The sequence below is a fragment of the Pseudomonas sp. SIMBA_068 genome, from assembly GCF_046534705.1.
GTDB classification, from domain to species: domain Bacteria; phylum Pseudomonadota; class Gammaproteobacteria; order Pseudomonadales; family Pseudomonadaceae; genus Aquipseudomonas; species Aquipseudomonas putida.
This window is the reverse complement of record NZ_JAWRYI010000004.1, coordinates 233834-255983: the sequence shown is the minus strand read 5'-3', so window position 1 is coordinate 255983 and position 22150 is coordinate 233834. Positions and strand designations below refer to the sequence as shown.

The 22150-nt window shown below is 62.5% G+C and carries 21 protein-coding genes and 1 pseudogene; 11 read left to right on the top strand and 11 right to left on the bottom strand.

The window, feature by feature from the left end:
* Positions 1–323 precede the first annotated feature (323 nt).
* Together SB756_RS12825 and SB756_RS12820 are read left to right on the top strand one after the other, a co-directional pair.
* A complete protein-coding gene (locus tag SB756_RS12825) occupies positions 324–524 on the top strand; it encodes a hypothetical protein (protein ID WP_016488886.1) in 201 nt (66 codons plus the stop codon).
* A 311-nt stretch (positions 525–835) separates the two neighbouring features.
* The gene (locus SB756_RS12820; protein ID WP_341796678.1) at positions 836–2308 is read left to right on the top strand and encodes an inorganic phosphate transporter; all 1473 of its coding nucleotides are present in this window, start codon (positions 836–838) and stop codon (positions 2306–2308) included.
* Between the two features lie 151 nt (positions 2309–2459).
* Here SB756_RS12820 and SB756_RS12815 read toward each other — a convergent pair whose 3' ends face one another.
* Entirely contained in the window at positions 2460–3935 is a 1476-nt protein-coding gene (locus SB756_RS12815; RefSeq protein WP_341796679.1) for a helicase HerA-like domain-containing protein, read from the bottom strand.
* A gap of 170 nt (positions 3936–4105) precedes the next feature.
* Between SB756_RS12815 and SB756_RS12810 the strand changes: the two are divergent.
* From SB756_RS12810 to SB756_RS12790, 5 genes and pseudogenes are all read left to right on the top strand, one after another.
* Positions 4106–5122, top strand: a pseudogene (locus SB756_RS12810) (cache domain-containing protein); the annotation flags it as partial.
* A gap of 93 nt (positions 5123–5215) precedes the next feature.
* The gene (locus SB756_RS12805) at positions 5216–5980 is read left to right on the top strand and encodes a methyl-accepting chemotaxis protein (RefSeq protein ID WP_370453622.1); all 765 of its coding nucleotides are present in this window, start codon (positions 5216–5218) and stop codon (positions 5978–5980) included.
* A 237-nt stretch (positions 5981–6217) separates the two neighbouring features.
* Positions 6218–7339 (top strand): glycosyltransferase family 4 protein, encoded by a 1122-nt coding sequence (locus SB756_RS12800; RefSeq protein WP_341796681.1) that lies wholly within the window; start codon positions 6218–6220, stop codon positions 7337–7339.
* Entirely contained in the window at positions 7332–8096 is a 765-nt protein-coding gene (locus SB756_RS12795) for a DUF2334 domain-containing protein (protein ID WP_410910916.1), read from the top strand. Before SB756_RS12800 ends, SB756_RS12795 begins: the two co-directional genes overlap by 8 nt.
* The gene (locus SB756_RS12790) at positions 8093–9085 is read left to right on the top strand and encodes a lysylphosphatidylglycerol synthase transmembrane domain-containing protein (protein WP_016498112.1); all 993 of its coding nucleotides are present in this window, start codon (positions 8093–8095) and stop codon (positions 9083–9085) included. The genes SB756_RS12795 and SB756_RS12790 overlap by 4 nt, the downstream gene beginning before the upstream one ends.
* Before the next feature lie 187 nt (positions 9086–9272).
* Here the strand turns inward: SB756_RS12790 and purU are convergent, their stop codons facing one another.
* The gene (gene purU / locus SB756_RS12785; protein ID WP_063422272.1) at positions 9273–10124 is read right to left on the bottom strand and encodes a formyltetrahydrofolate deformylase; all 852 of its coding nucleotides are present in this window, start codon (positions 10122–10124) and stop codon (positions 9273–9275) included.
* A gap of 285 nt (positions 10125–10409) precedes the next feature.
* Between purU and mvaT the strand changes: the two genes are divergently transcribed.
* A complete protein-coding gene (mvaT, locus tag SB756_RS12780; RefSeq protein ID WP_016498109.1) occupies positions 10410–10787 on the top strand; it encodes a histone-like nucleoid-structuring protein MvaT in 378 nt (125 codons plus the stop codon).
* Between the two features lie 73 nt (positions 10788–10860).
* Here the strand turns inward: mvaT and sbcB are convergent, their stop codons facing one another.
* From sbcB to SB756_RS12765, 3 genes are all read right to left on the bottom strand, one after another.
* A complete protein-coding gene (gene sbcB / locus SB756_RS12775; protein ID WP_041167573.1) occupies positions 10861–12294 on the bottom strand; it encodes an exodeoxyribonuclease I in 1434 nt (477 codons plus the stop codon).
* 42 nt (positions 12295–12336) lie between these two features.
* Positions 12337–12696 carry a PilZ domain-containing protein gene (locus SB756_RS12770; RefSeq protein ID WP_016498107.1) on the bottom strand — a complete coding sequence of 120 codons (360 nt, stop codon included), beginning with the start codon at positions 12694–12696 and terminating at the stop codon, positions 12337–12339.
* A 123-nt stretch (positions 12697–12819) separates the two neighbouring features.
* Positions 12820–13206 (bottom strand): tetratricopeptide repeat protein, encoded by a 387-nt coding sequence (locus SB756_RS12765; protein ID WP_410910915.1) that lies wholly within the window; start codon positions 13204–13206, stop codon positions 12820–12822.
* A 179-nt stretch (positions 13207–13385) separates the two neighbouring features.
* Here SB756_RS12765 and pyk point away from each other — a divergent pair, with 179 nt between their 5' ends.
* The gene (gene pyk / locus SB756_RS12760) at positions 13386–14840 is read left to right on the top strand and encodes a pyruvate kinase (protein ID WP_016498105.1); all 1455 of its coding nucleotides are present in this window, start codon (positions 13386–13388) and stop codon (positions 14838–14840) included.
* A gap of 35 nt (positions 14841–14875) precedes the next feature.
* Here pyk and SB756_RS12755 read toward each other — a convergent pair whose 3' ends face one another.
* On the bottom strand, positions 14876–15796 hold the full coding sequence (locus SB756_RS12755) for an iron-sulfur-binding ferredoxin reductase (protein WP_063422274.1): 921 nt from the start codon (positions 15794–15796) through the stop codon (positions 14876–14878).
* A 296-nt stretch (positions 15797–16092) separates the two neighbouring features.
* Between SB756_RS12755 and SB756_RS12750 the strand changes: the two genes are divergently transcribed.
* On the top strand, positions 16093–17616 hold the full coding sequence (locus SB756_RS12750) for a fumarate hydratase (protein ID WP_016498103.1): 1524 nt from the start codon (positions 16093–16095) through the stop codon (positions 17614–17616).
* Between the two features lie 43 nt (positions 17617–17659).
* Here the strand turns inward: SB756_RS12750 and SB756_RS12745 are convergent, their stop codons facing one another.
* A complete protein-coding gene (locus SB756_RS12745) occupies positions 17660–18532 on the bottom strand; it encodes a carbon-nitrogen hydrolase family protein (protein WP_410910914.1) in 873 nt (290 codons plus the stop codon).
* Positions 18529–19119 (bottom strand): GNAT family N-acetyltransferase, encoded by a 591-nt coding sequence (locus SB756_RS12740; protein ID WP_016498101.1) that lies wholly within the window; start codon positions 19117–19119, stop codon positions 18529–18531. The genes SB756_RS12745 and SB756_RS12740 overlap by 4 nt, the downstream gene beginning before the upstream one ends.
* A 115-nt stretch (positions 19120–19234) precedes the next feature.
* Here SB756_RS12740 and SB756_RS12735 point away from each other — a divergent pair, with 115 nt between their 5' ends.
* Complete coding sequence (locus SB756_RS12735; RefSeq protein ID WP_016498100.1) at positions 19235–19633, top strand: nuclear transport factor 2 family protein; 399 nt, start codon at positions 19235–19237, stop codon at positions 19631–19633.
* Positions 19634–19759: 126 nt separating this feature from the next.
* Here the strand turns inward: SB756_RS12735 and SB756_RS12730 are convergent, their stop codons facing one another.
* From SB756_RS12730 to SB756_RS12720, 3 genes are read right to left on the bottom strand one after another with little or no spacing between them, the layout of a single operon-like run.
* Positions 19760–20338, bottom strand: coding sequence for a DJ-1/PfpI family protein (locus SB756_RS12730; protein WP_016498099.1), 579 nt, complete (start codon positions 20336–20338; stop codon positions 19760–19762).
* A 44-nt stretch (positions 20339–20382) separates the two neighbouring features.
* Positions 20383–21540, bottom strand: coding sequence for a phospholipase D-like domain-containing protein (locus SB756_RS12725; protein WP_341796686.1), 1158 nt, complete (start codon positions 21538–21540; stop codon positions 20383–20385).
* Position 21541: 1 nt separating this feature from the next.
* Entirely contained in the window at positions 21542–22123 is a 582-nt protein-coding gene (locus SB756_RS12720; RefSeq protein ID WP_016498097.1) for a YceI family protein, read from the bottom strand.
* Positions 22124–22150 lie beyond the last annotated feature (27 nt).

The following is a 22150-nucleotide window of genomic DNA, read 5'->3' as shown; positions in this document are numbered from 1 at the left end:
AGGCAACGGCCTCGCCTTTTGGCGAGGCCGTTTTTCATTCGGGCCTCACCCCGGCGTTGCATCGAACTATCCGCCATGCCTTTCAAACTTGTACGAAACGTCCAAACTGTTTGCCGACACCTGCCACTACTTGCGTCAGATGATGTCAGGGCTGTTAAATAACGATGTTCGGCGAATTATCGGTTGCTATAATCGATTGCGCAGGCCCCGACGCTAGCGTAGTAATGGAACCTTCCGTTGTATCTAGCCGTTGCGGCCAGCGAGGCATGTGCATGCTGCACAATGCATAACAACAGTCATCACACTTAATTCAGGTACTGCATGTGACGAAAGATGAACTGCGCGCAGAACTCGAGCGCCAGGCTGAACGTTACAAGGATGTTTACGGTGGTGAAGTCACCACTTACGCCGCACAACCGGATCCAGAGCGCAAACCTTGGCGCAAACGTGCCAGCGTGCGCGACCAGGCGTTCAACCAGGAACTGGAACGCATTGAAAAGGAACTGCGCAGCGACAATCCCTGACCCTGGACCACGCCAGCGCGTCGTCGCCCGGCCAGCCCGGGCGCGGTCGATCTTTACCATCTGACCGATGATGAAATGGAATTACACAAATTTCATACGCCCGTTTGAATGATGGCGAATCGGCCATTTCTTCGTTTTTCTGCCTGATTTAGCCACGCTTTGCGCTTTTTAGCCGATATTTCCCTGCCTCAGCGCCCCTACGTGCACCGTGCGCTCACCCCATGAAGATTGCCATCGGTCTGTAGCAGGTGCATCGATTGCCAAGGTTTTCTGGCATAATCCCGCCCCCCTATACCCGCCAGACAACCTTCATGATCGATTTATTCAGCGGACTGGATGCCTGGGTGTTGGTGAGCCTGCTGCTCGCCTTGACCTTCGTACTCGCCTTCGAGTTCATCAATGGCTTTCATGACACCGCCAACGCGGTAGCTACCGTCATCTACACCAAAGCCATGCCGCCGCACCTCGCCGTGTTCTTCTCCGGCGTGTTCAACTTCCTTGGCGTTCTGCTCGGCGGTGTCGGGGTGGCCTATGCCATCGTGCACCTGCTGCCGGTAGAGCTGCTGATCAATGTGAACACCGGACACGGCCTGGCCATGGTCTTCTCGTTGCTGGCTGCGGCCATCACCTGGAACCTGGGCACCTGGTACTTTGGTATCCCCGCCTCCAGTTCGCACACGCTGATCGGCTCCATTCTCGGTGTCGGCCTGGCCAACGCCCTGATCAACGACATCCCGCTGGCCGATGGCGTCAACTGGCAGAAGGCGATCGACATCGCGATGTCGCTGGTGGTTTCGCCAATGGCCGGCTTCGCCGTCGCAGCCCTGGTGCTGATCGGCCTTAAGTGGTGGCGCCCGCTGTCGAAGATGCACAAGACCCCCGACCAGCGCCGCAAGCTCGACGACAAGAAGCACCCGCCATTCTGGAACCGCATGGTACTGGTGGTTTCGGCCATGGGCGTGAGCTTCGTGCACGGTTCCAACGACGGTCAGAAAGGCATCGGCCTGATCATGCTGGTGCTGATCGGTATCGTCCCGGCCAAGTTCGTCCTCGACCTGAACAGCACCACCTACCAGATCGAGCGTACCCGCGACGCTACCCTGCACATGAGCCAGTTCTACCAGCGCAACGCCGCCACCCTTGGCGAGTTCCTGGCACTGGGCAAGGCCAAGTCCAACGACCTGCCGGAGCAGTTCAGCTGCAACCCGCAGCAGACCGAGCCGACCATCGCCGCGCTGCAGTCCTCGCTTCAGGGCGTGACCGACTACCACAGCCTGGATACCGACAAGCGCGTTGAAGTGCGTCGCTATCTGCTGTGCCTGGATGACACCGCGAAGAAGGTTGGCAAGCTGCCAGGCCTCGACGCCCGTGAAAAGGCCGACCTGGAAAAACTGCGCAAAGACCTGACCGCCACCACCGAATACGCACCGTTCTGGGTGATCGTGGCCGTCGCCCTGGCCTTGGGCCTGGGCACCATGGTTGGCTGGAAGCGTGTGGTACTTACCGTTGGCGAGAAGATCGGCAAGCAGGGCATGACCTATGCCCAGGGCATGTCGGCACAGATCACCGCGGCCTGCGCCATCGGCATGGCCAACGTGTTCGCCCTGCCGGTATCGACCACCCACGTGCTGTCGTCAGGCGTGGCCGGCACCATGGTCGCCAACAAGAGCGGCCTGCAAGGCGGCACGGTGAAGACCATCCTGCTGGCCTGGATCCTGACCCTGCCGGCCTCGATGGGCCTGGCCGCCGGCCTGTTCTGGCTGGCATCCAAAGCCATTGGCTGAGTGACACTGCTCTCAGTATAAAGGCGCCTTGGGGCGCCTTTTTCATTTGTGCTTTTCTGCACCGGCCTCTTCGCGGGTAAACCCGCTCCCACACGGGCAACGAGATCCCTGTGGGAGCTGGCTTGCCGGCGATAGGGCCGGTACAAGCAAACTACCTTTTCTTGCCCCCCAGCAACGACCCCATCAACCCGCGCACCAGTTGCCGCCCCAACTGGTTGGCGGCTTGGCGCACAGCCGACTTGATAGCCTGCCCCGCCGCACTCTGCAGGAAGTCACCGGCCTTGTCGGCAAAGCTCTCCTCATCCGCCTTCGGCTGCGGGGCTGGCTCCACCGCCTCGCCCTTGCGCTGGGTCAGCATTTCATAGGCCGACTCACGGTCCACCGGCTTGTCATAGCGCCCCGCCAGCGGCGAAGCGGCAATCAGCGCACTGCGCTCGGCCGCACTCAGCGGCCCGATACGCGACTGCGGCGGTGCAATCAGCACCCGCTGCACCATGGCAGGCGTACCCTTCTCTTCCAGTGTCCCCACCAACGCCTCGCCAATCCCCAGCTCGGTCAGCACCGCCAGGGTTTCGAACGCGGGGTTCGGGCGAAAGCCATCGGCCACTGCTCTCAGCGACTTTTGCTCCTTGGCGGTAAAGGCCCGCAGGCCATGCTGAATGCGCAACCCCAACTGGGCCAGCACCGCATCCGGCAAGTCACCCGGTGACTGGGTGACGAAGTACACCCCCACGCCCTTGGAGCGGATCAACCGCACCACCTGCTCCAGGCGGTCCTGCAGCGCCTTGGGCGTACCGTTGAACAGCAAGTGCGCTTCATCGAAGAACAAGGCCAGTACCGGCTTGTCGGCATCTCCACGCTCGGGCAATTGCTCGAATAGCTCGGCCAGCAGCCACAGCAGGAAGGTTGCGTACACCTTGGGTGCCTCATGCACCAGCCGGCTGGCGTCGAGCAGGTGGATGCGCCCACGGCCATCCGAGCCCGGCCGCAGCAGGTCTTCAAGCTGCAATGCCGGCTCGCCAAACAGCGCCTCGGCGCCCTGCTGCTCCAGGGTCGCCAGCCGCCGCAACAAGGCCTGGGTAGAGGCCGTGGTCATCAGTGCACTGTCTTCACCCAGCAATTGCGGGTTGTCCTTCAGGTGCGCCAGCAGCGCCTTGAGGTCCTTGAGGTCCAGCAGTAACAGGCCCTCTCGGTCGGCAACCTTGAAGGCCGCATACAGCGCCGCCTGCTGGCTGTCGGTCAGCTCCAGGAGGTTGCCCAGCAGCAACGGCCCCATTTCACTGAGGGTAGTGCGCAGCGGGTGGCCGGACTGCCCGGCGATGTCCCACAGGCTTACCGGGTAGGCCTGGGGCGTGTGCCCGAGCCAAGGCATACCGGCAATTCGCTCGGCCACCTTGCCCTGTGGTGTGCCAGCGGCACCCAGGCCACACAAGTCACCTTTGACATCGGCCGCGAATACGGCAACCCCTGCGTCGCTGAACACTTCCGCCAAGTGCTGCAAGGTCACGGTCTTGCCGGTGCCCGTCGCGCCCGCCACCAGGCCATGGCGGTTGGCCAGCCGCATCGCTTGCCCGACTGGCTGGCCATCCGGGCCAGCACCTACAACTATGGTCGATGTTTCCGACATCTCTGTAATCCTCTGCTCAAGCTTTACCTTAATTCGGCCGATACCTTTGGGTGATATTCGCCTTAATTAGAGAGGAACAACCGAAAAGGGACTTTTCGGGATGTTGCACTGCTTTGCGGCTCCACCCGTGCGAACGCCTGATATAACACCTTAGCGGAACCGATTACGCCATGAACAAAAGCCTTCGTTTCAGCCACAAGATTCTTTTGGCAGCATCATTGATCGTGATACTCGCCTTCAGCCTTTTCACGCTCTACAACGATTACCTCCAGCGTAATGCGATCCGCGAGGACCTGGAAAACTATCTGGCTGAAATGGGCGCCTCCACTTCGACCAACATCCGCAACCTGTTCGACGGCCGAATCAAGCTGGTGGAAAACCTGGCACAGAACATTGCCCAGGACCCCACCAACGCCGAAACCCTGATGGCCCAGAACGCGCTCATTTCCAGCTTCCTCACCGTTTACCTGGGCAAGGTGGACGGCGGTTTCAGCGTACGCCCGGACGCAAAAATGCCCGATGGCTACGACCCGCGCACGCGCCCCTGGTACAAGGACGGCATGAGTGCCGCCGGCGCGACACTGACCGAACCGTACATCGACATGACCACCAACAAGATGGTCATTGGCATCCTCAGCAAGGTTTCCAGCAGTGTCGGCGTGGTCGGTGGCGACCTGGCCCTGGATGGCCTGGTGCAGATCATCAACTCGCTGAACTTCGGCGGCATGGGCTACGCCTTCCTGGTCAACGACCAGGGCAAGGTCCTGGTGCACCCTGACAAAGACCTGGTGATGAAGTCGCTGTCGGACCTGTTCCCGCAGCACACGCCAAAACTGACCGGTGAGCTGACCGAAGTGCAAAGCGATGGCCAGGCCCGCCTGCTGACCTTCACCCCGATCACCGGCCTGCCTTCGGCCAACTGGTACATCGGCCTGTCGGTGGACAAGGACAAGGCCTTCTCGATGCTCAGCACCTTCCGCACCTCGGCGGTGATCGCCACGGTAGTGGCGGTGGTGATCATCATCGGCCTGCTCGGGCTGCTGATAAACGTGCTGATGCAGCCGCTGCACACCATGACCCGCGCCATGGAAGACATCGCCGAAGGTGAAGGCGACCTGACCAAACGCCTGCGCATTCACAACCACGACGAGTTCGGCATCCTGGGCACCGCCTTCAACCGTTTCGTCGAGCGCATTCACAGCTCGATCAGCGAGGTGTCCTCGGCCACCGAACAAGTCAACGAAGTAGCCCTGCGTGTCATCAGCGCCTCGAACTCGTCGATGACCAACTCTGACGAGCAGTCCAACCGGACCAACAGCGTGGCGGCCGCCATCAACGAACTGGGCGCCGCCGCACAGGAAATCGCGGGCAACGCCGCCCAAGCGTCGCAACATGCCAGTTCGGCTCGCCTGCTGGCCGAAGAGGGGCAACAGGTGGTCGAGCGCAACATTGCGGCGATGAACCGCCTGTCCGACCTGATCGTCAGTTCCAGCGGGCACATCGAGACGCTGAACAACAAGACCGTCAACATTGGCCAGATCCTCGAAGTGATCACCAGCATTTCCCAGCAAACCAACCTGCTGGCGCTGAACGCCGCCATCGAAGCGGCCCGTGCCGGTGAAGCCGGCCGTGGTTTTGCGGTGGTGGCCGATGAAGTGCGCAACCTGGCGCACCGCACCCAGGAATCGGCGCAGCAAGTGCAGACCATGATCGAAGAGCTGCAGGTTGGCGCCCGCGCGTCGGTCGAGACCATGGACCAGAGCCAGCGCCACAGCCAGGACAGCGTGCAGATCGCCAACCAGGCCGGTGAGCGGCTGGACAGCGTTACCGTGCGCATCAGCGAGATCGACGGCATGAACCAGTCGGTGGCCACCGCCACCGAAGAGCAGACCGCCGTGGTCGAGGCGATCAACATGGACATCAACGAGATCAACATGCTCAACCAGGAAGGCGTGGAGAACCTGCAAGCCACCCTGCGCGCCTGCTCGGACCTTGAGCAGCAGGCCGGCCGCCTGAAGCAACTGGTGGGCAGTTTCCGCATCTGACCGGAGCTACACCCTCCTCTGCAGGAGCAACCTTGTGTTGCGAAGAGGCCAGTACAGGCAGTACTGCCATGTTGCCTTCACCGGCCTCTTCGCAGCACAAGGCTGCTCCTACAAGGATTCCGAACTCCCCCTCTCCTCAAACCGATCGAACAAACTATCCTTCTGAAAGGTCCACCTTTAGGCGCGTCATCGCCGGCAGTTACCGCCGAATGACAGACCGAAGATGATCCCGGAGGGATGCTGATCGTGCACATCGCCGACATCACCATGTTCTACGCCCCGGCCAGCGGCGGCGTACGTACCTATCTTGATGCCAAACACCGCCGCCTTGACGCCATGCACGGCGTACGCCACAGCCTGCTGATCCCCGGTGCCAGTGCACAGCACGCCGATGGCATCTATCAAGTGCCCGCCCCGCCTCTGCCATTCGGCAAGGGTTACCGCTTCCCGGTACGCCTGGCCCCCTGGTGCAGTGAACTGCGACGGCTCAAGCCCGACCTGATCGAAGTCGGCGACCCCTACCTGACCGCCTGGGCAGCGCTGGAGGCACGGCGTCAACTGGATGTGCCGGTGATCGGCTTCTACCATTCCGACCTGCCGTTGCTGGTCAGCAACCGTATGGGCAACTGGTTCACGCCCAATGTCGAGGCCTATGTCAGCAAGCTGTACGGCAATTTCGACCGGGTGCTGGCGCCCAGCCAGGTAATGGCCGACAAATTGCGCCGCTTGGGCGTTCGCGATGTGCATGTGCAGCGCCTGGGCGTGGACCTGGCCACCTTCAACCCCGGCCAGCGCGACCCGCACCTGCGCGCAGAACTGGGCATTGCCGACACCAGCCGTTTGCTGATCTATGCCGGCCGCGGCTCGCGGGAAAAGAACCTGCCGGTGCTGCTCGACTGCATGAAGCAGCTGGGTGCCCCCTACCACCTGCTGCTGGTGGGTTCGAACATGCCGGCCAACGTGCCGCGCAACGTCAGCGTGATCGACCACTTCTGCCCGGCCCCGGAAGTTGCCCGGCTGCTGGCCAGCGCCGACCTGCTGGTGCACGCCGGAGACCAGGAAACCTTCGGCCTGGTCATCCTCGAAGCGATGGCCAGCGCCACCCCCGTGGTGGCCGTGCGCGCCGGCGCCTTCGGCGAAATCGTCAACGAACAGTGCGGGCGCCTGTGCCGCCCCAACGATGGCCAGGCCATGGCAGCGGCCGTGCGCGAAGCGTTCGAGGCCGGCGTACGCTCACTCGGGGCGCAGGCTCGCCGCCACGTGGAGCAGCACTATTCATGGGACAACGTGGTCTGCGGCCTGCTGCAACACTATCAGGCCGTGCTCGGCCACCCGCCGCAGGTGCGCGCTCATGGTTGAGGCACGGCCGGCGTCACGTAGCCTGATGCTGGTGCTGCATGATGTTGCGCCCGAGACCTGGCCGGACTACCAACCCTTCGTCGAAGCCGTCGACAGCCTCGGCGGCGTCCCGATGACCTGGCTTGTGGTGCCGGACTTCCACCAGCGCAACCTGCTGCTGCGTTCTCCCACCTTCTGCCGCTTGCTTGACCGGCGCCTGGGTCAGGGCGACGAACTGGCCTTGCACGGCTATTACCATGCCGACAACGGCCCGCCGCCCCGCACGCCCGGCGACTACTTCATGCGCCGTATCTATACCCACGAAGGTGAGTTCTACGGCCTCGACCAGCAGCAGGCCCTGCAACGGCTGGAGCGCGGCCTGGCAATGTTCCACCAGCAGGGGTGGCCTGTGGCCGGCTTTGTCGCGCCAGCCTGGCTGATGAGCGAGGGCACCCGCCAGGCCTTGCGCCGCCTGCCGCTGCGTTACACCAGCACGCCACAGCACCTGTACCGCTTACCGGACTTCACCGCGATCGAAGCCCCGGGGCTGGTGTGGAGTGCCCGCAGCGCCTGGCGCCGAGGGCTTTCAAGGGTTTTGTGCGACTGGCAATGCCGCCGTTGGCGCGATGCCGAGACCCTGCGCCTGGGCTTGCACCCGGTGGACATGCGCCACCGCACCTCCCGTGAATACTGGCTGAACACCTTGCGCAGCCTGCTGGCTCAAGGCCGCGAGCCACTGACCAAATCGGCCTGGCTGGACCGCCAGGCCAGCGCATGAACCGCCTGGCCTGGCTGGGCCTGGCACTGCTCGCGGCATTGCTGGTGCCGATCCTGCTCGGTGGCAGCGAGCTGCTGCCGAGGCTGCAACGCTTCGACCCTGTGCTGATGCTCACTCTGCTGGGCATGATCCTGCTGTGCTGGGCGATCAACGCCATTCGCTTGCGCCTGTTGCTCGGCCAGCAAGGTGCCAGGCTTGGGCCACTGCGCAGCCTGGGCGTGGTCATGGCCACCGAATTTGCCATCTGCACCACCCCCGGCGGCAGCGGCGGGCCCTTGACCCTCATGGCCCTGCTGGCGCGTGACCGCATCAGCCCGGCACGCAGCGGCGCTGTATTCGCCATGGACCAGTTGAACGACCTGGTGTTTTTCTTCTGCGCAATGCTGGCGATAGCCGGTTACGCACTGTTCCACAGCCTGGGCCGCAGCCAGGAAAGCATGTTGCTGGGCAGTGCGCTGCTACTGTGCACAGCACTGGCCGGGGTGGCCGGGCTGCTGCGCTATCGCCGCCAGGTCATGCGCTTGAACGGCAGGCTGCTGCGGCGCCTGGGCATGAGCCAGCAGCGCAAACGACGCTGGGCACGCAAGCTGTTGCACTTCATGCACGCGCTGGCGCAGACCTGGCAGTTGCCCAAGCGCACGTTAAGCCTGGTGTTCACCTTGACCTGCCTACACTGGGGCCTGCGCTACAGCGTTTTGTATCTGGTATTGAGGGGGTTGGGGGTGGACCTGGCATGGATCCCCAGCTTTCTGGTGCAGATGCTGTCGCTCAGTGCCGGCCAGTTCAGCCTGCTGCCAGGGGGCGCCGGTGCCGCCGAGCTGACTTCGGCCAGCCTGCTGACGCCATGGGTGGGCAGTTCTACCGCAGCGGCGGCGATCCTGATATGGCGGGCGGTTACTTACTACTTTTATCTGCTGGCAGGCGGCCCGGTGTTCGTGTGCCTGCTGGCGCGTCCGTTGCTGGAGCGCTGGCGGCGTCAGGCGGGTTGAGCTGTTGCCAGAGTTCGGCAGCGCCGGGGAAGTCGGTGCCGTCGGTGTCATCCAGGGCTTCGGGGTCGTAGCGGGCCAGGCAACCTTCGCCGAGAGTGGGAGGTGGTGAGGCGGTAGGGGTGTTGCGTTGTTTGGCCATCAGTGTTCCTTTCAAGATTGCCGGGGGCGCTTTGCGCCCCCTGCATCATCAATCGAAAACGACAGTCTTGTTGCCATGCACCAGCACCCGGTCTTCCAGGTGATAACGCAGGCCACGGGCCAGCACCATCTTCTCCACATCACGGCCAAAGCGGACCATGTCCTCGATGCTGTCGGCATGGCTGACACGCACCACGTCCTGCTCGATGATCGGGCCGGCGTCGAGCTCTTCGGTGACGTAGTGGCAGGTCGCGCCGATCAGTTTCACCCCACGCAGGGAGGCCTGGTGGTAAGGCTTGGCGCCGACGAACGACGGCAGGAAGCTGTGGTGGATGTTGATCACCTTTTCAGCAAAGTCCCGGCACAGTTGCGGCGGCAGGATCTGCATGTAACGGGCCAGCACCACCACATCGGCGGCGTGCTCCTGGACCAGGCGCGACACTTCGGCAAAGGCCGGTGCCTTGTCCTTGGGGTCGACCGGTACATGGAAGAACGGAATGCCATGCCACTCGACCATGCTGCGCAGGTCGTCGTGGTTGGAAATCACGCAAGGGATCTCGCAATCCAGTTCATCGGTGTGCCAGCGATGCAGCAGGTCGGCCAGGCAGTGCGACTCACGGCTGGCCATCAGTACCACACGCTTTTTCTGCGCCGAGTCGGTAATGCGCCAGGTCATGGAGAACTCTTCGGCGATCGGCGCAAACGCCTCGCGGAAGGCTTCGATACCGAACGGCAGCGATTCGGCACGGATTTCATGGCGCATGAAGAACCAACCGCTCTGCTCATCAGAGTGGTGGCTGGCTTCGTTGATCCAGCCATTGTACAAGGCCAGGAAATTACTGACTTTCGCCACGATGCCTACACGGTCGGGGCAGGCGATCACCAGACGATAGGTGCGCATGAATGAGACTCCAGAACTTCGCAAAGGCGCCTATTCTAGCGGTCCGCCAGAAAAAACGCAGTATTGATCGCAGCGGCGATGGCGTATGCCGACCCGCATACCCGGCGCAGGCATTGCCTGACAGAGATGACGAAATGCAGGGTTTGTAAGTAAATTTTTGTTCACGTAGCGAAATGTTGTCACAGCTTAATTAACAGTTAATCGCGGAATATCATGTTTACTTGCGAGTATGGCCTGTCTATTATTGCCCCACACATTTCTGAACACGCATTAAAGGAACACTCCATGTCCCTGATCAACGAGTACCGCGCCACCGAAGAAGCCATCAAGGAACTTCAGGCCCGCCTGGCCAACCTGTCGCAGGATGACAAGCTGAAGAAAGAACTGGAGTTCGAAGGCAAACTGCGCACTCTGATGGGCGAGTACTCCAAGTCGCTGCGCGACGTGATTGCCCTGCTCGACCCAGAGTCGAAACTGAGCAAGGCACCTCGCGGCGCGGTCAAACCTACTGCCACCAAACGTGCGCGCAAGGTCAAGCAATACAAAAACCCGCACAACGGTGAAGTGATCGAAACCAAAGGCGGCAACCACAAGACCCTGAAAGAGTGGAAAGCCACTTGGGGTGGTGATGTGGTTGAGAGCTGGGCAACCCTGCTGGACTGATTGTCAGCATTTGCCTTTTGCTTAACGCAACAAAAACGCCGGCACATTGCCGGCGTTTTTGTTTGCGCCGCTGTCAGTCAATTGCAAATTGTGTCTGCAATTGCCGGGCATGCATTTGCCAAGCCTCCAGTACACGCCGGCCAGCCTCGTCAGCGCCTTCCCAGGCTTGCTGACGCGCCTGCTCGAAGTCGCCCAGCGTATTGGGTGCTCCCCACTGCGGGTCACTCAGTCGTTGCTGACAGAAGCCATACCAGCGCTGGCGTTCTTCGCTGGTCAAGGTCTCAGGGAAGTTGCGCGCCCGATAGCGGAACAGCAATTCCGGTAAACGCGGGTCATCGAACATCCACTGGCCACGGCCCAACTGCGCGGGTTCCAGCGCACGCACTTGCTCACATAAGCGGCGGTCTCGGTCCCCCACAAAACCGTCATACAACTGCTGTTCCGGGTCTTCACTCGGGGCGAAGTCTTCCTTGCCGTAGATGTGCTCCAGCTTGTCTTGCCATTGCGCCTGTTGATTAGCCAACTGTTCGCCGCGCAATTGTAACAACGTCAAGTCCAGGCCCAATCGTTGTTGATCGGCCGGGCGCAATACCGACAATGGCGCCAGTACCGGGCAGCGATTGATCTGCACCAATTTGAGCGGCACCGGTAATTCACCCTCGGCCAGCGCATCGTGACGGGTATACAAGCGCTGGCGTAGAACCTCAGCACTTTCCCTCAGTAACGGTAGGGATTCCTGATGCAAGTCGCAGACGATCAGCGCATTGCGATTACGCGGGTGCCAGGCTAATGGCAATACGACACCCAGGTAATTACGCGCCGCCGAAAAGCGCCCGGATATATGCACCAGTGGCTGCAACAAACGGATCTGTTCCATCACCTTATGCTTGCTGCGCAACTGGAAGAGCCAGTCATACAACTTGGGCTGTTTTTGCCGAATCAGACGGGCCAGGGCAATGGTTGCCCGCACGTCGGAAAGCGCCTCGTGGGCATGCCCATGGTCAATGCCATTGGCCTTGCTCAACAGTTCAAGGCGCAGGCTGGTGCGCCCATCCTGTTGTGGCCATTGAATACCGTCAGGACGCAAGGCGTAGGCGGTCCGCACGATGTCGATCAGGTCCCAGCGGCTGTTGCCGCCCTGCCACTCCCGGGCATACGGGTCGAAAAAGTTACGGTACAAACTGTAGCGGGTCACTTCATCGTCGAAGCGCAGGGTGTTGTAGCCAGCGCCACAGGTACCCGGCTGCGCCAGTTGCGCATGCACCCGGGTCATGAACTCGGCCTCGCACAGGCCTTGCTCGGCCAGCAACTGCGGGGTGATGCCTGTCACCAGGCAAGCCGCCGGGTGCGGCAGGATGTCGTCGGAAGGCCGGCAATAAAGGCTGATCGGCTCGTCGATTTCGTTAAGGTCGAAATCGGTGCGCACGCCGGCCACCTGCAGTGGCCGGTCGCAACGCGGGTTGATGCCGGTGGTTTCGTAGTCGTGCCAGAAAATGCTTGAGGTCACGGGGTCTTCCTGTATCAAGGTCGACCCGATTCTAGCGCAGCCTCAGACAGAAGCGTTGGCAGGAAGGAAACTGAAATAATCACGCAGTGAGCGCACGAACTCGTCGAATTCGCGGGGGGCCTGCAACAGCATGAAGCCCGAATCGTAGTGCCCGGGCGTCTGGTCTTCGCGGCACCACAGGCAACTGGCGGTCAGGTTGACGAACTGATGCCCGCCGCCGACCAGCGGCAAGCGCAATTGCAGTTCGTAATCGGGCCCTACCAGCACAGGCAGCTGGCTGATTACCATCAGGCCATCCTCGGAGGCATTACCCAGCTGGCCGATTTCTTGACCGGTAAAACGGTTGAATACCTTGAGGACACAAGGCAGTTGATGGCGTTCGATGTGGCGCTTGTTGAACATGATCGCGAGTGTATTCCGTACCTGATGCCAGGAATACAAGGTACTGGCGGTTGTTGTAACAGCTGAGTTACAGATTAGCGCAGGGCGCGCCGCAAATCTCGTGAAATAAACCACACCTTGGTGTTATCGCCAAGGTGTGGTCGTCACCGGGTTGGCCACAGCCGCTTCGCCGCTACGGGCATGACCAAGTTTTTCAAGGGTCTGCAGGCGTGCCCGGGCACGATAGGCGTACTCGTTGCCCGGGTAATTCTGGATCAGGTACTGGTAAGTCTGCGCGGCATCCACGTAAAGCGCCTGGCGCTCCAGGCACTGGCCACGCAGCAGCGACACCTCCGGATGGATGAACGGCCGCGAACGGCTGGTGCGATCGACCTGCGACAGCTCCAGCATGACCCGTGCGCAGTCGCCACGATCATAGGCGCGGTAGGCATTGTTCAGGTGGTGGTCCATGGACCAGCGGGTGCAGCCGACGGCGCTGGCCGCCAGGGCTAAAACGATCAGGGCTCGCATGGGGATCTCCTTTGATGCCTGTGTATCGGCCAACGCCAACAAATCTTCACAGGCTTTTGCAAGGATACCCCGACCGTTCAAATGCCACCCTGCCTTGGTCGCAGGTAGTGCAACGGAACAATGACTACAGCGAGATTCAGGAGTAGCCTTTCGCTGCGCTTCACTATAGGAGTCTGTGCATGACCATCCGCCGTACCAAAATCGTCGCCACCCTTGGCCCCGCCAGCAACTCGCCGGAAGTGATCGAGCAACTGATCCTTGCCGGCCTGGACGTGGCACGCCTGAACTTCTCCCACGGCACTCCGGACGAGCACAAGGCCCGCGCCCGCCTGATCCGTGACATCGCCGCCAAGAACGGCCGCCATGTCGCGCTGCTGGGCGACCTGCAGGGTCCGAAGATCCGCATCGCCAAGTTCGCCAACAAGCGCATCGAATTGAAGATCGGTGACAAGTTCACCTTCTCCACCGCCCACCCGTTGACCGAAGGCAACCAGGACATCGTCGGTATCGACTATCCCGACTTGGTCAAGGACTGCGGCGTCGGTGACGAACTGCTGCTCGACGATGGCCGTGTGGTCATGCGCGTCGAAACCGCCACTGCAGACGCCCTGCACTGCGTGGTGATCATCGGTGGCCCGCTGTCGGACCACAAAGGCATCAACCGTAAAGGTGGCGGCCTGACCGCGCCGGCCCTGACCGAAAAAGACAAGGCCGACATCAAACTGGCTGCGGAAATGGACCTGGACTACCTGGCCGTTTCCTTCCCGCGTGACGCCAGCGACATGGAATACGCACGCAAGCTGCGTGACGAGGCCGGCGGCAGCGCCTGGCTGGTGGCCAAGATCGAACGCGCCGAAGCGGTTGCCGACGACGAGACCCTCGACAAGCTGATCGCCGCCTCCGACGCGGTGATGGTTGCCCGTGGCGACCTGGGTGTGGAAATCGGCGACGCCGAGCTGATCGGCATCCAGAAAAAGATCATCCAGCACGCCCGCCGCAACAACAAGGCGGTGATCGTGGCGACCCAGATGATGGAGTCGATGATCCAGAACCCGATGCCGACCCGCGCTGAAGTGTCCGACGTGGCCAACGCCGTGCTGGACAACACCGATGCGGTGATGCTGTCGGCCGAAAGTGCTGCCGGTTCCTACCCGATCGAAGCCGTACAGGCCATGGCGCGGATTTGCCAAGGTGCCGAAAAGCACCCGACCAACCAGAAGTCCAGCCACCGCCTGCACACCACCTTCGAGCGTTGCGACGAAAGCATCGCCCTGGCGGCCATGTACACGGCCAACCACTTCCCGGGCGTGAAGGCGATCATCGCCCTGACCGAAAGCGGCTACACCCCGCTGATCATGTCGCGCCTGCGTTCGCACGTGCCGATCTTCGCCCTGTCGCCGCACCGCGCCACCCAGGCTCGCGTCTCGATGTTCCGCGGCGTCTACCCGATCGCCTTCGACCCGGCCTCGCTGCCGGCCGACAAGGTAAGCCAGGCGGCAGTCGACGAACTGCTCAAGCGCGGCCTGGTGGAACAGGGTGACTGGGTGATCCTGACCAAAGGTGACAGCTACCACACCATCGGTGGCACCAACGGCATGAAGATCCTGCATGTCGGTGATCCGCTGGTCGGCTGATCTACCCCGGGGGCCGCTTTGCGGCCCCTTTTTGTTCAAGCATGCTCGACAAACACATCGGCAAACACCTGGTTCCTGGGCACCCCTGCAATAAACAGCCGCCGTGCAAACTGCTCCACGCTCGCCGGCGAGCCACATACCAGTGCAACCGTCTGCCGTGATGTCGGCCGCAATGCCGCAAGCGCTTCATCCAACTGCTCCGCCAGCACCAGCTCGACACTCACGCCTTCAATCCCCTGCAACGGCTCAGCCAGGTAGTGCTGAACGTGGCCATGCGCCACATGCATCACCTTGATTTCCCCCTGATGCCCCTGCCGCATCGCCTCGCGCAAAATGCCCCACAAAGGCGCAAGCCCGGTACCCGCAGCCAGCAACCAGAGCGGTCGTCCTTGCCAGTCCGGGTCGTAATGCAACGCTCCGCCCCTGAGCTCCCCCAAGCGCATCGAGTCGCCAACCTTGAACCCGCGGGCCTTGCTGCAAAAAGCACCGGGCCGCTCGCAGTCGATATGAAATTCAAGGAAGTCGTCTTCACCCGGCAGGCTTGCCAGGGAATAGGGCCGCGCTACCGCCCCGCTCCACAACACCACATGCTGGCCCGCCTGATATCGCACTGCGCGCTCTGGGCGCAGGCGCAGGCGCAGCACGTCACCGAACCAGTCCAGCGCGCAAACCTGTGCGGGAATGCCATCCTGCTGCGGGTCGAACACCGCCACACGCAGGTCACCTACTACCCGACACTGGCAAGCCAGTCGCCAGCCCTGGGCGTGTTTCTCCAGCGCCAATGCCTCGGGCAAGGCGTCCGCTGGCAGCCCGTCCAGGCAATGCACCAGGCAGGCATGGCAGCTACCGGCGCGGCAACTGTAGGGCACATTCAACCCGGCCTCGTTCAAGGCATCGAGCAGGTTGCTGCCGGTCGGCACCGCCCAGCGGCGCTCGCCCACGCATATTTCGGGCATTGTCAGCTATCTCTCCTGGCTCTATATCTTGCCGGGGCCGCTTTGCGGCCCAATCGCCGGCAAGCCAGCCCCCGTCAAGCATCCTATCTCTTCAGCCAGACAGCAAGAACAGTGCCTGCCCGCGGCCGACCATGGTCCAGACCGGCCGAAGGTGTGCCCGGCACAGATGCGCGCTATACTGCCGCGCCTTTTTCCGCCGGCCTGACCTGCCGGCGCCTTGCAAGGCGTTTCGACATGCTGGTCGGCACCGTCGAGCGTCTTTATGAATGTTCCCGTCTTTAAGAGGAGCGCGCTGCATGACCGTGATCAAGCAAGACGACCTGATTCAGAGCGTCGCCGACGCCCTGCAATTCATTTCGTACTACCACCCCGTCGATTTCATCCAGGCCATGCACGAGGCCTATCTGCGTGAAGAGTCGCCTGCTGCGCGTGACTCCATCGCCCAGATCCTGATCAACTCGCGCATGTGCGCCACCGGCCACCGCCCGATCTGCCAGGACACCGGTATCGTCACCGTGTTCGTGCGCGTGGGCATGGACGTACGCTGGGACGGCGCCACCCTGAGCGTCGACGACATGATCAACGAAGGTGTGCGTCGCGCCTACAACCTGCCTGAAAACGTGCTGCGTGCTTCGATCCTGGCCGACCCGGCCGGTGCCCGCAAGAACACCAAGGACAACACCCCGGCAGTGATCCACTACTCCATTGTCCCTGGCGACAAGGTCGAGGTCGATGTCGCAGCCAAAGGCGGCGGCTCGGAGAACAAGTCGAAGATGGCCATGCTCAACCCGTCCGACTCGATCGTCGACTGGGTGCTGAAGACCGTTCCGACCATGGGCGCTGGCTGGTGCCCGCCTGGCATGCTCGGCATCGGCATCGGCGGTACCGCCGAGAAGGCCGCCGTCATGGCCAAGGAAGTGTTGATGGAATCCATCGACATCCACGAGCTGAAAGCCCGTGGCCCGCAGAACCGTCTGGAAGAAATCCGCCTGGAGCTGTTCGAGAAGGTCAACCAGCTGGGCATCGGTGCCCAGGGCCTGGGTGGCCTGACCACCGTGCTCGACGTCAAGATCATGGACTACCCGACCCACGCCGCATCGCTGCCGGTGTGCATGATCCCCAACTGCGCCGCCACCCGTCACGCCCACTTCGTGCTCGATGGCTCCGGCCCGGCCGAACTGGAAGCGCCGTCGCTGGACGCCTACCCGGAAATCGTCTGGGAAGCCGGCCCAAGTGCCCGCCGCGTCAACCTCGACGACATCACCCCGGAAGAAGTCGCCAGCTGGAAACCGGGCGAAACCATCCTGCTCAACGGCAAGATGCTGACCGGCCGCGATGCCGCGCACAAGCGCATGGTCGAAATGCTCAACCGTGGCGAAGAGCTGCCGGTGGACCTGAAAGGCCGCTTCATCTACTACGTAGGCCCGGTCGACCCGGTCGGTGACGAAGTGGTAGGCCCTGCCGGCCCGACCACCGCTACCCGCATGGACAAGTTCACCCGCCAGATCCTTGAGCAGACCGGCCTGCTGGGCATGATCGGCAAGTCCGAGCGTGGCCCGACCGCCATCGAAGCGATCAAGGACAACAAGGCCGTGTACCTGATGGCCGTTGGTGGCGCTGCCTACCTGGTGGCCCAGGCCATCCGCAAGTCGAAGGTCCTGGCCTTCGCCGAACTGGGCATGGAAGCGATCTACGAGTTCGACGTCAAGGACATGCCGGTTACCGTTGCCGTAGACAGCAACGGTGAATCGGTACACATCACTGGCCCTGCCCTGTGGCAGAGCAAGATTGCCGAGAGCCTGGCAGTCGAAGTGAAGTAAGCCTGATGTAGCATTGGCGCCTGCTTTGCGGGCGCCACTGTTTTCACAAGACTCTGTCAAACTGCTCCGGCCAGTCCCTGCGGGTAAACACCTGCCCTTCCCGCCTCACACGCCGCACTTCCTCCAGGTCCACCTCACACACCAGCCACTGGCTGCACGCCGGGCTCAGTGCCTCGCTCAACGCCACCACTCCATCCCCCGGCAGCCCGTGATCCGGCGGAACGAACAACCCTGCCCGCCCGATATTCTCGTCCAACGCAGGCGACCATGGCGCATGCCCCACCGTAGGGCTCTGCAATACGGCAATCTGGTTCTCCAGTGCCCGCGCCTGGGCGCCGATACGTACCCGGTGGTAACCCGCCTCGGTATCGGTACAGCTGGGCGCCAGGATCAGGTCGGCACCCGCCTCTGCCAGGCCCCTGGCCAGCATGGGGAATTCGTTGTCATAACAGATCAAAATCCCCAGGCGCCCCAACTCGGTGTCAAACACCTGTAGCCCCTGGCCCGCCGCGATGTCCCACTGCTCTCGCTCGAACCGGGTCATCATCAGCTTGTCCTGGTAACCCAGCACACCCTTGGGGCCGAACAGCCAGGCACGGTTGCGGTACCGCCCATCGCTGTCCAGCACCGGCACGCTGCCCGGTTGCAGGTAGATTCCCCAGCGCCGCGCAAGGCTCTCGCACAGCGCCCTCCACGGCTCGATCAACGGCTGGATGCCGGCAATCGAAGCCTTCAGGTCACCCCGCTGCTCGGCACTCAGTTGGCCGCTCAATACCAGACCGGCGTATTCCGGCAGCAGCAGCAAGCCTGCGCCCGCCTCCACGGCCTCGGCGCACAGGCCCTGCAGGTGGTCGGCGTAGGCGTCCCAGGTTTCATGCAGTTCGATGGCGTACTGGCAGGCCGCCAGGCGGATCATATCGGCAGTTCCTTCAGCCAGAACGACATCAGCTTGTCGGAGCTTTCCTGTTCATCCAGGTCGCGCCAGGCGTAGGTGGTACGCAATGACGGGTCATGCAGGAAGCCGCGGTTGCGCCAGAAACCGTGCAAAGGTTTGTAGTCTGCCGGCCGTCGCGGGTGCACACCTGGCCGCTCCACCGCGCAGAACGCGCAGTAATCGAACTCGGCCAGTTTGTGCGCATAGGACTCGCGTTCGATGAAGAAGCGCACGCCCAGGCCCTGGCCTCGGTACTCCGGCAGCACCAGCGACTCACCGAAGTAATACACGCTGGCCGGGTCGCGGCCCTGGGCCAGGAACGGCTGCTGGAACTCGGGGGCGACATCCACCAGCGGCAGGCCGGTGGAAGCGCCTACCACTTTGCCATCGTCCAGCGCCAGCACCACCAGGCTACGCCCGGAGCGCGCATAGGCGGCCAGGTAGTCAGCCTCGTACTCCGGGGTACCGTCATACAGGTAGGGAAACTCGCGAAACACGCTAAGGCGCAGGCGAGCGAGGTCATCGATGTATGGCGCGATAGCGGCGCCGTGCAACAGGCGTATTTCCATGCGTGGCGGTCGTTTTGTCGATGTGGATGACGCGCTCGGCTAAGCCGGGCTTGAAGGGAAACCCTATCATCCGAGGCAGCGACCCGCCTTTTCCCTACACGACAGGTACTGTTCCATGACCGCTACCGAACTGGTAAATGCTTACTACGCCGCGTTCAACGCCGGCGACATGCCGGGCTTTCTCGCCCTGCTGAGCGAGGACGTGATCCACGACATCAACCAGGGCGAGCGGCAAATGGGCAAGGCCCGGTTTGCCGCGTTCATGGACAAGATGAACCGCTGCTACCGCGAACGCCTGGCCGATATCGTGGTGATGCAGAATGCCGACGGCAGCCGCGCGGCGGCGGAGTTCACCGTGCATGGCGAGTACCTGGCCGATGACCAAGGGTTGCCGGCAGCCAACGGGCAGACCTATGTGCTGCCGGCGGGGGCGTTTTTCTATATCCACTGCGGCAAGATTGCCCGGGTGACCAACTACTACAACCTCAATGACTGGGTTGAGCAAGTAGCCTAAGCCTGAGAGAGCTGCATTGCCTGTACCGGCCTCTTCGCAGCACAAGGCTGCTCCTACAGGGCCAGCACAAGACCTGAGTGTTGTGGGGTCCCTGTAGGAGCAGCCTTGTGCTGCGAAGGGGCCCGGTCAGACGATACGGGTACCCAGCACTTTCAGGAAGGCCGCCAGCCACGCCGGGTGGGCTGGCCAGGCCGGTGCAGTCACCAGGTTGCCATCCACATGGGCCTGGTCCACCGCGATGTCGATGAACGTGCCGCCCGCCAGACGCACTTCCGGCGCACACGCGGGGTACGCGCTGCATTCGCGCCCCTCCAGCACACCCGCCGCCGCCAACAGCTGGGCACCATGGCACACCGCCGCAATCGGCTTGCCGGCCTGGTCGAACGCCCGCACCAGCTCCAGCACTTTCTCATCCAGGCGCAGGTACTCCGGCGCACGGCCACCCGGGATCAGCAGCGCGTCGTAACTCTCGGGCCGCACCCGCACGAAGTCGTAATTCAGGGCAAAGTTGTGCCCCGGCTTTTCGCTGTAGGTCTGCTCACCCTCAAAATCATGGATGGCAGTGCGCACAGTCTGCCCCGCCAATTTCTCCGGGCACACCGCATGCACGGTATGGCCCACCATGCTCAAGGCCTGGAACGGCACCATCGCTTCGTAATCCTCGACGTAGTCGCCCACCAGCATCAGAATCTTCTTCGCCGTCATCGCACCCACTCCTTCGGTAAACAGTCAATGCACGATAGCCGCTGTCAGTCACGGCGGTCGAGCACGTTGACCACCAGTCGGTCGATCCAGCCCCAGATCCGCTGCTTCACCCTGCGCCAGAGGGGGCGGGCATGCCAGTGGTCGAGGTCGACTTCCTGGCTCAAGGCAAAGTCGCGCTCGAAGCTGGCCACCACCGCCGCTGTCAACGGCGGGTCCAGCGCCTCGATGTTGGCCTCAAGGTTGAAGCGCAGGTTCCAGTGGTCGAAGTTGCACGACCCGACGCTGACCCAGTCGTCTACCACGGCCATTTTCAGGTGCAGGAAGCACGGTTGGTATTCAAAAATTCGCACGCCGGCGCGCAGCAGGCGTGGGTAATAGCGGTGCCCTGCATAGCGGACCGACGGGTGGTCGGTGCGTGGGCCGGTCAGCAACAGGCGCACATCAAGCCCCTTGCTGGCGGCACGGCGCAAAGAACGGCGCACGCTCCAGGTCGGCAGGAAGTACGGCGTGGCCAGCCATACCCGTTGCTTGCCACTGTTCAGCGCCCGCACCAGCGAATGCAGGATGTCCTGGTGCTGGCGGGCGTCGGCATAGGCCACCCGGCCCATGCCCTGCCCATGGGCCGGCACCTTGGGCAGGCGCGGAAGGCCGAAGCCTTCGGCAGGGCGCCAGGCGGTGCGGCGGTTGTTGGCGGACCACTGGCGGTCGAACAGCAGTTGCCAGTCGGTTACCACCGGCCCCTGAATCTGCACCATCACCTCATGCCATTCGCTGGTCGCGTCGCCCGGCTTCCAGAACTCGTCGGTTACGCCCGTACCGCCCACCACCGCCCAGCGTTCGTCCACCAGCAAAAGCTTGCGGTGGTCGCGGTACAGGTTGCGCAGGCCACGCTTCCAGCGTAGGCGGTTGTACCAGCGCAGGTACACACCGGCTTCCAGCAGGCGCTGGCGCAGGGCGCTGTTGAAGGCCAGCGAGCCATAGTCATCGAACAGGCAACGCACCCGCACACCACGCCGGGCGGCCTGCTCCAGCGCTTCGACCACGGCCTCGGCACAGGCCCCGGCCTCGACCAGGTACAGCTCCAGGTCAACCTGAAACTCGGCACCCACGATTGCCTCCAGCATGCGCGGAAAGAACTCGGGGCCATCGATCAGCAGTTCGAACTGGTTGCCATCCCGCCAGGGGAAGACCGGCCCCGGCATGTCAGCGGGCGGTGAAAATCAGCACCGCGCTAACCGGCACCGACGGGTTGATGGACTTGAGCCCGGCAAACTTGCGCAGGCTTTCCAGCCCCGGCAGCAAACCGAAATCCTCGGCGCGCAGCAGCAGCGGTTCCAGGGTCACAACCTGGAACCGCCGCGCATCCAGGCGAGTGGCCAGCAGCAAGGCGTTGTAGCTGTGCGACTGGCCATGCAACGTGACCGTCAGCGGCAGGCGCAACTCGATCTGTGCACCATCGGCCAGGTCATTGATCGGCCGCAGATCGATCTGCGCCTTTACCGTGGCCTCGGCGAAGCGCCCGACCTCGAACAGGTTGTCGCGCATTTGCTCATCACGCAGCGGGATGCCGCTGCTGACAGAGTCCATCTCGATGCTCAGCCCCGCCACGCCTTTGCGGTCGACCGTACCGTGCAGCACCAGGAAGCGGTGCACTTCGGCGGTGTCACCGTTCTTGCCGGTAATGAACGACAGGCGCGACGATTCGCCATCGAGGTGCCAATTGGCGTGGGCGGGCAGGCACAAAGCCAGCAACAAGGCGGGCAGTAGACGGGGCAGTTTGAACATGACAAATCTCGTGAAACCAAGCCGCCA